Below are 13,920 nucleotides of genomic sequence, written 5' to 3'. Positions count from 1 at the left end.
TTCTATACCGAATCCCGCATGCGGATTTTCACGAGAATTTCATTCACTTTCAGCACGCAGCTCCCGTTTGCCGGGCGATGGCCGCGCGCGGGCAGCAGGATAAGAGCATCATGGATATCGACCAGATCACGCTTTTGAGCCTGATTCAGGGGCTGACCGAATTTCTGCCCATTTCCAGCTCCGCCCACCTGATTCTGGCGCCGTTGCTGTTTGGCTACGAACTGCAGAGCCTCGCATTCGATGTCGCCGTTCACCTAGGCACCCTGGCCGCGGTCATGCTGTACTTCCGCCTCGAGCTGGCGCGCATGACAGTGGCCGTGCTTGGTCGCGCGCCCGACACAGCCGCGCGACAAGAGCGACGCCTCGCCTGGCTGTTGATTCTGGCCACCTTGCCATTGTTGTTCCTCGGACTGCCGCTCAAGGCAGTGCTGGAACTGCTGCGCGAAGATGACCGGCTGATCGCCCTGGTGATCGCGGCGACGACCATCGGCTTCGGGCTGCTGCTCTGGTTGGCCGATTGGCGCGGCCGGCGCGAGAAAGATGAGTATCGGCTGGACTGGAAAGCCGCCGTCATGATTGGCGTCGCCCAGACAATCGCCATTATCCCCGGCACCTCGCGCTCCGGCATCACCATGACTGCCGGACTGATTCTCGGCCTCACGCGCGAGGCGAGCTCGCGGTTTTCCTTCCTGTTGTCGATTCCGACCATCCTGCTCGCGGGTCTGCTCGAAAGCCGCGATCTTCTTGCCAGCCCTGATCCGATCGACTGGACCGCCCTGTGGGCCGGCGCCCTAATCTCAGCTGTGGTGGCCTATGCGACCATTCATTTCTTCCTGCGACTGATCGAGCGCATCAGCATGCGGCCTTTCGTCTTCTACCGCTTGGCGTTAGGCGTGCTTATTCTGGTCCTGGTGCTCTAATTAGGGCGCCGATGCGGTTCGCGCCGCGTGCTGCCCGCGCCGAGGCTTTGTGCGACAATATCAATTCAGCCGGCTGCGACTGACTAGCGGGTAAGGAGTTTCGGCGTCGGTCCGGTCGCCAACCGCCGTCACCCTCGCCAGCATGGCGAATTGAATCAATCACCACCGGCACCATTTTCTACTTTTACCGAACTTCCATAGCGAGCCCGATCATCAATGACGCACGCAAGCGCGAACGTAGATCACGCCGAAATCAGCAAGTTCGAGCAACTCGCCGCGCGCTGGTGGGACCCGCACAGCGAGTTTAAGACACTCCACGACATCAACCCGCTGCGGCTCGCCTTCATCGAGCGCAAGCTCAAGCTCGAGGGCACAAAAGTGCTCGACGTCGGCTGCGGCGGCGGCATTCTGTCTGAGGCCATGGCCGCGCGCGGCGCCGAGGTTACCGGCATCGACATGGGCGAGATGCCCCTGCACATTGCCGAGTTGCACACGCTCGAATCCGGCGTGCAGGTCGACTACCGCCGCACCTCGGCCGAGGCTCTCGCAGATGAGTCGCCGGCGGCCTTCGATGCCATCACCTGCATGGAGCTGCTCGAGCATGTGCCCGACCCCGGATCAGTCGTGCACGCCTGCGCGCGGCTGGTGCGCCCCGGCGGCTACCTGTTCTTCTCCACCTTGAACCGCAATCCCAAGTCCTATTTGTTCGCGGTGCTGGGGGCCGAATACCTGCTCAACATGCTGCCCAAGGGCACCCATGACTACGCCCGCTTTCTGCGCCCGTCCGAGTTAGCGCGTGCGGCGCGCGATGCCGGTCTGCAGCTTGATGAGATCAGCGGGATGACCTACAACCCACTGACCCAGACCTACCGGCTTGACCCGAAGGATATCTCGGTGAATTACCTGTTGAGCTGTCAGCGGCCTGCCTGAGCCTTACCCCACACTACTTGCCGGCCGCCCTGCTGCTGAAATGAGCCAAGACCCAACCACCGACACCATGCCAGCTGACCTGCTCGCCGAGCGGGTGATTCTGATCACTGGCGCCGCCGAGGGACTCGGCCGCGCGCTGGCCTTGGACTGCGCCAAGCATGGCGCCACGGTGGTATTGATCGACTACGAGGACACCGACCTCGACAGCCTCTACGACGAGATTGAGGCGTCCGGAGCACCCCGGCCCGCCAGCTTCCCGCTCGACCTGGAAAAAGGCGATGAGAATCTGTTCATCGCTGCCGCCGACACCCTCGGCAACGAATTCGGCCGCGTCGACGGAATCGCCCATTGCGCCGCCTTCGCGCCCTACCTCACGCGCATCGATGACTATGAGCTCAAGGACTGGGACAGGGTGCTGCGCGTCAACCTGACAGCGCCCTTTCTGCTCACCCAAGCCTGTCTGCCGCTTCTGCGCGCCGCGCCCGATCCGAGCGTGGTGTTCGCCGCCGACCGCGTCGGCCGACAGGGACTCGCCTACTGGGGTGCATTTGCCGCCGCCAAGTTTGGCAGCGAGGGCCTGATGCAGGTCCTGGCGGCCGAAAATCAGGCCGACCGGCCAATCCGCTTCAACAGCCTCGACCCTGGCATTCTCAACACCGCTATGCGCCGCGCGCTCTACCCGGGGGAGAACCCGGCAAGTCATCCCCCGCCGCACGCGGTCACATCAAGCTTTCTCTATCTGCTCGGCCCCGCCAGCCGCGACATCAGCGGGCAGATGATGAGAGCGCCCCTCCCTTAACGGGTATTCGCCTGTGTGAGCTCGATGGCCGCGTGTCGCTCAGTCAGAGGTGCGCTGGCTCAGGCCGAGCACATCCTGCATGTCAAACAGACCGCGCTCGCGCTCGGCGATCCATAAGGCCGCGCGCGCCGCGCCGCGGGCGAAGGTCATGCGACTGCTGGCTTTGTGGACGATCTCAATGCGCTCGCCTTCAGTGGCGAACCAGACGCTGTGCTCGCCGACGACATCGCCCGCGCGGATAGTCTCAAAGCCGATGGTCTGATGGTCACGTGGGCCGGTATGTCCCTCGCGGCCGTAGACGGCGACTTCCTCGAGATCGCGCCCGAGCACGGCGGCAATGACCTCGCCCATGCGCAAGGCGGTGCCGGAAGGGGCATCGACCTTGTGGCGATGGTGGGCCTCGATGATTTCGATATCGGCGTCCTCTCCCATGACCCGCGCGGCCAGCTCGAGCAGCTTGAGCGACAGATTGACGCCGATGCTCATGTTGGGTGCCACCACCATGGCGATGTCGATGCTGGCCTCGCTGATCAGCTCGCGCTGGTCGGGGGTCAGTCCGGTGGTACCGACGACCATGCGGCAGCCGGCATCGCGGCACAACTCGGCATGGTGCATGGTGGCCTTGGGCGAGGTGAAGTCGATCAGGACGTCGAAGTCGGCCAGCACTTCGTCGAGGTCGGGGCGGATTGGGACCTCAAGCTTACCGACGCCAGCGATTTCTCCCGCATCCACGCCGACCAGGCCGCTTCCGGCCAATTCCGTAGCCGCGCCGACGCGCAGGCCTTGGGTTTCATGCACCGCCTGGACCAGGGTGCGTCCCATGCGACCGCCTGCTCCGGCAACGGCCACGCGAATGTCTGGCATGAAGGTTACTCCTGTTGAGTTGTGAAACTGATGGACTTAAAGAAACCGAAAACTGAATTCTGAGCGCGTCAAAACCGTTCCGCGTTGACAGCGGACCATATCAGGGTCCCTGCTGCCAGTCTCGGTTTGTTCAGCCGCGGTCAGCGGAATTCTGCCCCGAAGGGCCAAGGTGCCGTCAAGTGCGAATGGGGCTTGGCCTGGAATTGACTCAGCCGTTGGCAGCATCATTCAGAGGGCGCTGAGGATTTGCTCGCCAAAGTGAATGGGAGCCGAAAAGTGCCCCTGATCCGGCAGTGTATTCAGGCTCGCCCCAGGCAAGTGATCACGATACCAGCGGGCGTGCGTGAGGTACCGTGGCATCTGCATCTCCATGCCAGATGGTGATGGGCGCTTGGATGGCATCGAAGGGAATCTGCCAGTCGTGGGTGTAGAGGTGCAGGTCGCGACGGGCGCCGCGCGCGCCATTGGCCATGGCGTCGGAAATGGTGCTGTTCAAGATCGCCTGGTTATCGCCTTCGGCCAGGGCAACATGGTCGCGCGGCGGGAGGTTCAAGGTGCGCACCCGCTCGACCAGCCCGGGCCAGCGCGCCAGCACCCAGGGGGTTGGTCCACCGAAAACCTGCCGCGCCAGCCAGGGCCAGCGCCTAGCCAGCGCAAGGCTGGCGCGGGCCGGCGGATTCATGGCCGCGAGTACCTCGGACAGATAGACGGGGCCGAGTGGGCAGATCAAGGTGCAGGTGGTGAGCCGCTCGGTCATGCGCCAGGCGCAGGCGACGGCATAGGGGCCGCCACCCGAGAGGCCAATCAGGGCGAAGCGATCGAGACCCAGATGGTCGGCCAGGCAGACAAGGTCGGCCGGCCAATCAGCCAGTGCGCGCCCGGGCTGGTCGTCCGAGCTGCCATAGCCAGGGCGGTCCGGCGCGATCAGCCGCAGGCCGAGTGCGCGCGCCGGTGCGTCCAGGAGCGCAGCTTCGCGCCCCGAGCTCGGGAATCCGTGACAATAGAACACCGGGCGGCCGTCGCCGCGGCCGAATTCGCGCCAGGCGAGCGCGCGCCCGTCGGACGTGCAACACCTGCGCACTTCTTCATTGACAAGCATTGGCGTTATCCCGGTCGAGCTCGATCAGCTCCAAGCGGTGGTTGCCGCAGGGATACTCGTCCGAAGGGCCTTGGGTCAGCAGCACCAGGCCGTCGCGCAGGCCGATGTCGCGCAGCCAGGCACGGACGAATTCGCCCCATTCGGCGCGGTCCTCGCGCACATCAATCGGCTGGACGCCGTAGGAGAACTCAAGCGCCTGACAGGTTGTCGGCAGCGGACTGAAGGCGACGATCCACTCACGCAGACGGAAGCGGGCAATGCTGCGCGCCGTGTTGCCGCTGCGCGTCGGGACGATGATGGCATGAGGCGCGCTGCGCTCGACGGTGTGATAAACGCTGCGGGCGATCAGATCGACCGCGCGCAGGCTGCCGCCGGTGCCATAGGCGCCCAGTGCTTGGGCAAGTGTTCGGCTGTCGCGCTCGGGCTCGGTGGCGGTGGCAATAGCGGCCAGCATGGCGACCGATTCGATTGGAAACCGGCCCATGGCGGATTCAGCCGAAAGCATCACACAGTCGGTGCCGCCGAGAATGGCATTGGCCACATCAGTGGCCTCGGCCCGCGTTGGACGCCGGAATAGCACCATGGATTCAAGCATCTGCGTGGCGGTGATGACCGGCTTGCCGCAAAGATTGGCCTGCTCGGTGATGCGCCTCTGGGCAACAGCAATACTCTCAATGGGGATTTCCACGCCAAGATCGCCGCGCGCCACCATGATGCCGTCGCTGACATCAAGAATCGCCTCAAGGTCCTCAAGGGCGTCGGCGCGCTCAATCTTGGCGATGATAAAGGGATGGTAATCGAGTGCTGCCGCGGCCCCGCGCACCGCCTGGATGTCGTCGGCGCTGGCAACAAATGACTGGCTGACAGCATCCACCTGCTGCTCCGCGGCAAAGCGCAGCCAGTCATGGTCCTCCTCGGTGAAGGCGCTGATGCCAAGGTCGATACCCGGCAGATTGAGCCCCTTGCGCGAGCGCAGCTCGCCCCCGGCGCGGACGTTGCAGACCACCTCGGTGGGGCTGACATCCACCACCTTGAGCAGAATGAAGCCGTCGTTCAAAAACAGCCGATCACCCGGCTTGACCGCCGCCGGCAACCCTTTGAAGGTGACGCTCGCGCGCTCGCCGTCGCCGAGGATGTCCTCGGTGGTGAGAGTGAAAAGATTATCCCGCACCAACTCGACCGGTTCCTCGGCCAGGTCGCCGATGCGCATCTTGGGACCAGGCAGGTCGCCCATGATGACAACACGCTGGCCCGCCTGTTGCCCAGCCTCGCGGATACGAGCGATGCGCTCGGCATGGGAGGCTGGGTCACCGTGAGAGAAATTGAGCCGGGCAATGTTCAAGCCGGCATCGATCATCTGCCGCAGTACTTCCGGATGATCGGAAGCCGGGCCGATGGTGGCGACGATTTTTGTCTTATGCGAGCGAAACTGCATGATAGCGCTCCGTTGGTTGGGATGATGCACGCGCGGTTGGAGGGGTGATCGAATTCACTCGCCTCTGTTTGCGCGAATCTGTTGATGCGATGCTGGTTAGGTTCCAGATGCCTATGATGCCACCCGCGGATGACCGATTCGTCAAAATACGCGCTGAAATCCCGTTTTGATCCGTCATACTCAGTGAACAAAAGCACGAATATTTTTCTTTGCACCTGCATGGTTTTCGCGTATCGTACCGCGAAAATGCTAGCCGCTATATCGGTGACTCATTCTCCCGCCTAGTTGATCTCCCCTCCGCTCGATGCGTTTCGCCCTGTGGGTGGCCTGCGTTCCTCAATCGACCGCATCGCCACGCAACCGGCGCACCGTTCCGATCTCGCCCAGATTTGGCCGCCGCCGGCTCTCGCCGCGATAGCCGCCGGGTCTTGGCCCGCTCGAACCGATCGCCACCCAACGCCATCGAGCCCAGGCATCAACCGGTACCGGGATATTTCGGTCCGCTCGATGACGTCAGCGGCGCTGGCTAGCAAGCTCCTAACAGACACATGGAGGCTCCTTCCCCCGGCAGCCGCAACCATGGGTCTGGAACCTCGCCCGGTGCGTGCATTGGCTGGGCGGGGCGACTGTTTTGCAATGCACATTTTTCATGAGATGAGACTGATGAATATCTACGTTGGCAACCTCGCCTATGGCGTAACTGAGGACGAACTGCGCGAAGCATTTGCCGCCTATGGCGAAGTCGAAAGCGCAAATTTAATCTCCGACAAGTTCACAGGCCAGTCGAAAGGCTTCGGCTTTGTTGAGATGCCGAACAATTCAGAGGCAGACGCGGCGATCAAAGCGCTGAATGAAACCCCGCTGAAAGGCCGTCCGATTCGGGTTAATCAGGCCAAGCCGCGGGCAGAGCGTGCGCCGCGCGGCGGTGGCGGCGGTCAGCGCTGGTAAGAAGCACCAACCGCGCGCTGGGGCTGCCCGCCCAACCTTCTCTGTAGCGCCTTTTCTGGCGCCCATTTCCTGCAGCGCGGACTGGCCGCGGAAACCCATGTTGGGTTTGCGCGGGCAGGCCGAAATGGCACCGGCTGGAAAGAAATCAGCCTGATCAGGGCGTGCGCGCAATCGCCCAGACATCGACCCGCTCGGCGCCGGCCTGATGCAGCACGCCAGCAAGCTCGCCAGCCGTGGCGCCGGTGGTGACCACATCGTCGATGATCGCGACGTGCCGAGCCTGCAACGGCCGCGGCACACGAAAGGCGTCGCGCACATTAGCCAGACGCTCCTCTCGCGCCAGGGACAGCTGTGGTGGCGTCGCCCAAGCCCGCTCAACCACGCGGGAATCGACCGGAATTTTCAATTCACGCCCGATGACGCGCGCCACTTCAAGGGACTGGTTGTAACCGCGTTCGCGCAGCCGCTTGCTGTGCAGCGGCACGGGAATCAGCAATTCCGGCAACGATGGACCCGACTGCCAGACGGCAGCTTCAGCCAGCAGCTGACCGAACAAGCGGCCAAGATGCAGCCGCTGACGGAATTTGAAGTCGGCAATCATTGCCCGCACTGGCCCTTGATATCGAAAGAGGGCGACGCATCGGTCATAAGCTGGCGGGTGGCGCTGACACTGAGCGCATTCCAGGGCGTTCGCCGCACCCAACGATAGCGGCAACGCGCAACGCCTGCAACTCGGCCCGAGTTCGGGAAGGTCGGCCAGACAACCCTGGCAGAGATCAAGCCCATCCGAACCGGGTGCACCGCAGCGCACACAGGTGGGCGGATAGCAAAGATTTAACCCGAATCGCAGCAAGCCCGCCCCGGCACGCCATCCCGCTGTCAACCGCAGGTTACCCCAAAGGTTGACAGCGTCTGTCACAGCCTTAAGCTTGTCGCCTTTTGCCCCGTCGCCTGGCCGCGCACGTCCGGCCTTGAGCGGCTGCTCATGGATATCTCCCACCATGCCCTTGGATATCGCCTCTCGCTTGCGCCACGACTGGACTCAGCAGGAAGCCGAAGCTCTGCTCAGCCGCCCCTTCAATGACCTGCTGTTCACCGCCCAGCAGGCGCATCGCCAGCATTTCGACCCCAATCGGGTGCAGGTCAGCACCCTGCTCAGCATCAAAACGGGTGCTTGCCCGGAGGACTGCGGCTATTGCTCGCAAAGCGCCAAGCACGACACCGGTCTGGAGCGCGAGCGGCTATTGTCGATCGATGAGGTCACAGCCGCCGCCCGCGAGGCCAAAGCCACCGGCGCCACCCGCTTTTGCATGGGCGCGGCCTGGCGCAACCCGAGCGACACCCACCTCGAGCAAGTCACCGCCATGATCACGGCGGTGCATGATCTTGGGCTCGAAACCTGCGTCACCCTGGGGATGCTAACCCATTCCCAAGCCGAACGTCTGAAAGCCGCCGGGCTCGATTACTACAACCATAACCTGGACACCTCCCCAGAATTCTACGGCCAAGTCATCAGCACCCGCACCTATCAGGAGCGGCTCGACACCCTGGAGCATATACGCTCTGTCGGGCTCAAGACTTGCAGCGGCGGCATTCTCGGCATGGGGGAGTCGCGCGGCGATCGCGCGGGGCTGCTCATTCAGCTGGCCAACCTGCCAGCGCACCCCGAGTCGGTGCCGATCAACCTGCTGGTGAAAGTCGAGGGCACGCCGCTTGCAGATGCCCCCGAGCTGGACCCGATCGAATTTGTCCGCACCGTCGCCACTGCGCGCATTATGATGCCGGCCTCCTATGTGCGACTGTCCGCCGGGCGCGCGACCATGAGCGACGAGCTACAGGCTCTTTGCTATCTTGCCGGTGCCAACTCCATTTTCTATGGCGAGCGCCTTCTGACTGCAGACAATGCCGGCGCTAACCGCGATCTCGCGCTGTTCGAGCGGCTGGGGCTTGCGTTCGAGGCCATGCCCCACGAGGGTCGCGACGAGCCCGGCGGCTGCTTCAAATGACAGAAGCAACCGCGGCGCCGGCATCGACATCGACATCGTCATCGACCCCGGCATCCACATCGACATTAACCGAGCCCGCGTCCCTGCATCGCGCGCGCGCACTCGACACGCAGCTGCTGGAGCTTGGCGATCGCCAGCTCTATCGCCACCGGCGGCTCGCCGACAGCCCACAAGCGCCCTTGATGGAGGTCGATGGCCGCACGCTGCTAACCTTCTGCAGCAATGATTACCTCGGCTTGGCCGCCGACGCGCGCGTCATCGACGCCTTTCAGCGCGCGGCCGGCACCTTCGGCGTCGGCAGCGGTGCCTCGCACCTGATCAACGGCCACAGCCGCTACCATCATCAGCTCGAGGAAGCCCTGGCGGACTTCCTCGGGCGCGAACGCGCACTGCTGTTCTCCACCGGCTACATGGCCAATCTCGGCGTCATCAGCGCCCTGACCGGACAGGGCGAGCAGATTCTGTGCGACCGACTCAGTCACGCCTCGCTGATCGACGGCGCCCGTCTCAGCGGCGCCCGTCTGCACCGCTATCGCCATGCCGACCCGGCCGATCTCGCGCGTCTACTCGCGGGCGGCCAGGGTGACAAAGCCACAGCAGTGATCGCCAGCGACGGCGTCTTCAGCATGGACGGTGACCTCGCTCCGGTGCCGGAGCTAGCCCAGGCAGCGCGGCAGGCCGGCGCCTGGCTGCTGATCGACGATGCCCACGGCTTCGGCGTGATCGGCCCCGAGGGGCGCGGTACCTTAGCTGAGCTTGAGGCGCGCGCCAAAGCGCGGACCGAGCGCGGCGACCGCGGCGCGGACGCCACCGGCATCTCCAACCCCCTGCAAGCCGAAGCCGGAGCCGAAGCCAGAGCGGAACCCGAAACCGCCTGCGATCTCAGCGAACAACAGGTGCCCATTCTGGTCGGCACCCTGGGCAAGGCTTTCGGCACCTTCGGCGCCTTTGTGGCCGGCAGCGAGGCGCTGATCGAGACGCTGATTCAACGCGCGCGCAGCTACATCTACACCACTGCCCTGCCGCCCGCCGTGGCCGCTGCCAGCCTGAAGTCATTGGAGCTGATGCGCGCCGAGCCCTGGCGCCGCGAGCATCTCACCCGCTTGATCCGCCATTTCCGCCAGGGTGCGGCCGCGCTCGACCTGCAACTGATGCCATCGACCACTCCCATTCAACCGCTGATGGCCGGCGCCGCGGCACGCGCGCTCGATTGGAGCCGACGGCTCGAAGCACGCGGCCTGCTGGTCCCGGCGATCCGCCCGCCCACGATTCCTCAGGGCCATGCCCGACTGCGCATCAGTTTTTCCGCCAGCCATCGGACCGAAGACGTCGATCGGCTGTTGGAGGGGCTAGCGAGTCTGCCGCGAACGCCGGCGCCAAACCATGAGCACCCACCCAGCTGAAAACCTTAATTAAGCGGCCTGATGCATTCTGCTAGCCACACGGAGGCATAACGCGATGCGCAAACCGATGACCCACCACCAATCGACATTCGATCTTCCAATCCATGCATCCTGACCCCCTCGTCCTGATCCATGGCTGGGGTATGAACCCGGCCGTCTGGTCCGCGCTACCGGACAATCTGGCCGCCGGGCGCGAACGCGTGCCGCTGGCACTGCCCGGTCATGCCGGTGCCGCGTCTGCTTGGGCGCCAAAGAGTACTACCCTGCCCGACTGGGCCGATGCCTGCCTCGCCCAGGCCCCTGAGCAGGCCATCTGGCTTGGCTGGTCACTCGGCGGTCTGGTCGCGCTCCAGGCCGCGCGCCAGGCACCCAAACGGGTGCGGGCGCTGATTTTGATCGGCTGCACGCCGCGTTTCACCCAAGCCGTCGACTGGCAGGTTGCCATGGCGCAGGAGACCTTCGATCAATTCCACAGTGCCCTGCTCGAGGATCAAAAAGCCACGCAGCAGCGCTTTCTGACGCTGCAAGCGCGCGGCAGCGATCAGGCACCGCAGCTGCTCAAGCAACTGCGCCAGACACTCAAGACCGCACCCGCAGCCGACCCCGAGGCCCTGCGCGTCGGACTGGAGCTGCTGCGGGATGAGGACCTGCGCGGCCCGCTGCCGGACATCCGCCAACCCACCCTGTGGCTCTTTGGCGAGCGCGACACCCTGGTACCCGCCAAGGTAGACGAGCGCATTGCCATCCTGCATCCGCACGCGCGTGTGGAACGCGTGCCCGGCGCCAGTCATGCGCCCTTTTTGTCGCACAGCCAAGCCGTGAGCGAGCTGATCAACGATTTTCTGGCCCAGGTGGACTCTGGGATCGACTCCGGAAGTGGTTCAGGGATTAACTCCGGGCTCGATACAGGTATCAACCCAGAGATGAACCCGGCAATCGATTCATGGATCGCTCCAACAATCAATCTAGGAAGCGACCATTGAGCACCCCATCCGTCCAAGCGCCCGCGGCTCCAGGCCATCAGCCTGCGCCTCAGCCCGGGACGCAGCCAGTAAACCGCCCCACGCATCAATCAACACCCCCGGCAGCACCCCAGACGGCTGCCAAACCGAGCGCCATCGACAAGGCCGCCGCGCGCCTGTCCTTCGAGCGCGCCGCCGCCAGCTACGATGCCGCCGCCGTGCTGCAGCGCGAGATCGGCCAGCGCCTGCTCGAGCGCCTGGACTATATGCGCATCAAGCCAGAGACCGTGCTCGATCTTGGCTGCGGCACCGGCCTCGCGCTCGATGACCTGTGCCGCCGCTACCGCGGCGCCCGGGTCGTCGGCCTGGATTTCGCCACCAGCATGCTCGCGCGTGCCCGCCGCCGCGGCCACTGGCGCAACCGCCCGCGCGCCCTGTGCGCCGACATCGACCGCCTGCCGCTCGCGGACGACTCCGTCGATCTGGTGTTCTCCAATGCCACCCTGCAATGGTCCACTGACCTCGGCGGCTGCTTCGCCGAGCTCTTCCGCATACTGCGGCCGAACGGCTTGCTGCTGTTTAGCACCTTCGGCCCGGATACCCTGATTGAGCTGCGCAGCGCTTGGGCCGAGGCCGACGGCGACGCCCATGTGTCGCACTTCATCGACATGCACGACATCGGCGATGAGCTGGTGCGCGCGCGCTTTGCCGACCCGGTCATGGACTGCGAGCGCCTGACGCTGACCTACGCCGAGGTCAAGGACCTGATGGCCGACATGAAGTCGCTCGGCACCCAGAACCGGCTCAAGGACCGCCAGCGCGGGCTGACCGGCCGCGAGCGCCTGCGCCGCATGACCGCCGCCTACGAGAAATTCCGCCAGGAAGGCCGCCTGCCCTCGACCTGGGAGGTCATCTACGGCCACGCCTGGATGGCACCCAACAAAGCCCCGCCGCAGCAGCTAACCGATCAGGGCATCGCCATCCCGGTCAGCGCGATTCGGCACCGTCCACCAACCCCTCGCGCCTGAAAGGCCTCTTCAGCTTCAATCAGCAGCAATCGGCGGAAAATTGCCCCCTCGCAAATGCGTTTTGTTTTGGGCCGCGTGACGGGTGCGGGAAGTATTCACGGCGTCTCCCGCGTGCGTTGCCAGGCCAAAAGAATCCGAAACACCATCTCTTGCAGGTCTATCACACAATGAGCCAGGGCATTTTTGTTACCGGCACGGACACCGGGGCGGGCAAGACACTGGTCGCCGCTGGGCTCCTGCGCGCATTGCACGCCCAGGGCGCGAGCGCCTTGGGCATGAAGCCGATCGCCTCCGGCTGCGAGCGCACGACTCAGGGCCTGCGCAACGCCGACGCGCTATCACTGTTGGCCGCCGGAAGCGAGCCAGTCCCTTACGAGCACCTCAACCCTATCGCGTTCGCGCCACCCATTGCGCCCCATATCGCCGCGCAACAAAGCGGACAGCCCATCGACCCCGCGCGCATCCTTCGGGCCTACCAATGGCTGCGCGCCAAGGCCGATTGGGTAGTGGTCGAAGGCGTCGGCGGCTGGCATGTCCCGCTCGACGATCGGCTCATGGTGCGCGACCTGCCCTCCCTGCTCGGCGACACCGCCCCCCTGCCCGTCATCCTGGTCGTCGGCCTGCGGCTCGGCTGCCTGAATCACGCCCTGCTCAGCGCTGCCGCCATCGCTGCCGACGGCTGCCGCCTCGTCGGCTGGATCGCCACCCAGACCGACCCCGAAATGCAGGCCATCGAGGCCAACATCGCCACCTTGAGGTCCCGCCTGCACGCGCCCTGCCTCGGCTGCATCCCTTATCTGACCGACCCCGTGCCGGAAACGATCGCGCCGCGATTGAGCCTGACAGATGCTTTGGCCGGCCTGCGCTAGGCCGCTCCCAATCCTTTCACACGAACGAACACAAACACGTTGGCATTTAACCAAACCCTGTCGTATCCTGACACTGCATATTCGCAGGGGTTTTTAATAAACATCGTCACCATCTATTTTTCAACGCGTGAAACACATGGAAAGCAAGAGCAATACAATCGCATCGGTCTTGACCTGCGCCGCGCTGATTTTCAGCCTCTCCCCCGCCATGGTCTTTGCTATGGGCAGCGAGCCGGACCCCAATGCTCCGCCACCGCCGTGCACCGGGGGCCAGGCCACCCAGGCAAGCGGTTGGATTTCCAAGTGCCAGTGGGCGGCGATAAATACCGGACTGCATAGCGTCCGGCTAAGAATCAACCCAGACGAGAAAAATGGCCGATACCTCAAAGGCGAGATTCTCGATGCCCATTTCTCCACCCGCGTATCACTGTGCGACGGACAATCCGACGGAAAATGCCGCGGCCAACCGAAGGACCTTATCGGCAGAATCGTTGGAAACGGCGAAACCTTTCAGTTCCAAGCCGGCCCGGACATCGTCATGGAGGGCAAGATCAAGGCCTACGATATCGACGGGGTAACGCATTTTGGCTTTGCATCTTGCACATGCCGCTAGCTGTCCCATTCGACCCGAGGAAATGCAGCCGTCTGCCCGACGGC

At 64.1% G+C, this 13,920-nt stretch carries 14 protein-coding genes and 1 pseudogene; 10 read left to right on the top strand and 5 right to left on the bottom strand.

The genetic code is table 11. From position 1 onward, the window contains the following. Window positions 1-110: 110 nt before the first annotated feature. The 3 genes from Thiosp_RS07715 to Thiosp_RS07705 all read left to right on the top strand — a co-directional run bounded on the left by Thiosp_RS07715 (window position 111) and on the right by Thiosp_RS07705 (window position 2,649). Entirely contained in the window at window positions 111-920 is an 810-nt protein-coding gene (locus Thiosp_RS07715) for an undecaprenyl-diphosphate phosphatase (RefSeq protein ID WP_201064153.1), read from the top strand. A gap of 216 nt (window positions 921-1,136) precedes the next feature. Further along, the gene (ubiG, locus tag Thiosp_RS07710) at window positions 1,137-1,850 is read left to right on the top strand and encodes a bifunctional 2-polyprenyl-6-hydroxyphenol methylase/3-demethylubiquinol 3-O-methyltransferase UbiG (protein WP_201064152.1); all 714 of its coding nucleotides are present in this window, start codon (window positions 1,137-1,139) and stop codon (window positions 1,848-1,850) included. 40 nt (window positions 1,851-1,890) lie between these two features. Then, window positions 1,891-2,649, top strand: coding sequence for an SDR family NAD(P)-dependent oxidoreductase (locus tag Thiosp_RS07705; protein WP_201064151.1), 759 nt, complete (start codon window positions 1,891-1,893; stop codon window positions 2,647-2,649). Window positions 2,650-2,688: 39 nt separating this feature from the next. On the opposite strand, the gene dapB is transcribed toward Thiosp_RS07705, so the two are convergent. The 3 genes from dapB to pyk all read right to left on the bottom strand — a co-directional run bounded on the left by dapB (window position 2,689) and on the right by pyk (window position 6,047). Beyond that, on the bottom strand, window positions 2,689-3,513 hold the full coding sequence (gene dapB / locus Thiosp_RS07700; RefSeq protein WP_201064148.1) for a 4-hydroxy-tetrahydrodipicolinate reductase: 825 nt from the start codon (window positions 3,511-3,513) through the stop codon (window positions 2,689-2,691). 322 nt (window positions 3,514-3,835) lie between these two features. Continuing rightward, the gene (locus tag Thiosp_RS07695) at window positions 3,836-4,612 is read right to left on the bottom strand and encodes an alpha/beta fold hydrolase (RefSeq protein WP_323696965.1); all 777 of its coding nucleotides are present in this window, start codon (window positions 4,610-4,612) and stop codon (window positions 3,836-3,838) included. Beyond that, window positions 4,599-6,047, bottom strand: coding sequence for a pyruvate kinase (gene pyk / locus Thiosp_RS07690; protein ID WP_201064146.1), 1,449 nt, complete (start codon window positions 6,045-6,047; stop codon window positions 4,599-4,601). The genes Thiosp_RS07695 and pyk overlap by 14 nt, the downstream gene beginning before the upstream one ends. 663 nt (window positions 6,048-6,710) lie before the next feature. On the opposite strand from pyk, the gene Thiosp_RS07685 reads away from it, so the two are divergent. Next, window positions 6,711-6,995, top strand: coding sequence for an RNA recognition motif domain-containing protein (locus Thiosp_RS07685; RefSeq protein WP_201064344.1), 285 nt, complete (start codon window positions 6,711-6,713; stop codon window positions 6,993-6,995). A 154-nt stretch (window positions 6,996-7,149) separates the two neighbouring features. Here Thiosp_RS07685 and Thiosp_RS07680 read toward each other — a convergent pair whose 3' ends face one another. Together Thiosp_RS07680 and Thiosp_RS07675 are read right to left on the bottom strand one after the other, a co-directional pair. Then, on the bottom strand, window positions 7,150-7,596 hold the full coding sequence (locus Thiosp_RS07680; protein WP_323697146.1) for a ComF family protein: 447 nt from the start codon (window positions 7,594-7,596) through the stop codon (window positions 7,150-7,152). Window positions 7,597-7,719: 123 nt separating this feature from the next. After that, window positions 7,720-7,998, bottom strand: a pseudogene (locus Thiosp_RS07675) (double zinc ribbon domain-containing protein); the annotation flags it as partial. Here Thiosp_RS07675 and bioB point away from each other — a divergent pair. The 6 genes from bioB (at window position 7,997) to Thiosp_RS07645 (ending at window position 13,876) form a co-directional block, all read left to right on the top strand. Continuing rightward, complete coding sequence (gene bioB, locus Thiosp_RS07670) at window positions 7,997-9,001, top strand: biotin synthase BioB (protein WP_201064140.1); 1,005 nt, start codon at window positions 7,997-7,999, stop codon at window positions 8,999-9,001. The pseudogene Thiosp_RS07675 and the gene bioB overlap by 2 nt on opposite strands. Beyond that, entirely contained in the window at window positions 8,998-10,404 is a 1,407-nt protein-coding gene (locus tag Thiosp_RS07665) for an aminotransferase class I/II-fold pyridoxal phosphate-dependent enzyme (protein ID WP_242518319.1), read from the top strand. Before bioB ends, Thiosp_RS07665 begins: the two co-directional genes overlap by 4 nt. Window positions 10,405-10,508: 104 nt before the next feature. Continuing rightward, window positions 10,509-11,387, top strand: a complete 879-nt coding sequence (gene bioH, locus Thiosp_RS07660) for a pimeloyl-ACP methyl ester esterase BioH (RefSeq protein WP_201064138.1) — start codon at window positions 10,509-10,511, stop codon at window positions 11,385-11,387. Window positions 11,388-11,521: 134 nt separating this feature from the next. After that, window positions 11,522-12,394, top strand: coding sequence for a malonyl-ACP O-methyltransferase BioC (bioC, locus tag Thiosp_RS07655; protein WP_323697110.1), 873 nt, complete (start codon window positions 11,522-11,524; stop codon window positions 12,392-12,394). A gap of 167 nt (window positions 12,395-12,561) precedes the next feature. Continuing rightward, window positions 12,562-13,263 carry a dethiobiotin synthase gene (bioD, locus tag Thiosp_RS07650; RefSeq protein ID WP_201064134.1) on the top strand — a complete coding sequence of 234 codons (702 nt, stop codon included), beginning with the start codon at window positions 12,562-12,564 and terminating at the stop codon, window positions 13,261-13,263. Window positions 13,264-13,399: 136 nt separating this feature from the next. After that, complete coding sequence (locus tag Thiosp_RS07645; RefSeq protein WP_201064131.1) at window positions 13,400-13,876, top strand: hypothetical protein; 477 nt, start codon at window positions 13,400-13,402, stop codon at window positions 13,874-13,876. Window positions 13,877-13,920: the final 44 nt, after the last annotated feature.

It is taken from the genome of Thiorhodovibrio litoralis (genome assembly GCF_033954455.1).
In the GTDB taxonomy this organism is placed as follows: Bacteria; Pseudomonadota; Gammaproteobacteria; order Chromatiales; family Chromatiaceae; genus Thiorhodovibrio; species Thiorhodovibrio litoralis.
The sequence above is the reverse complement of the archived record's forward strand: the minus strand, read 5'-3'. Positions and strand labels throughout refer to the sequence as shown.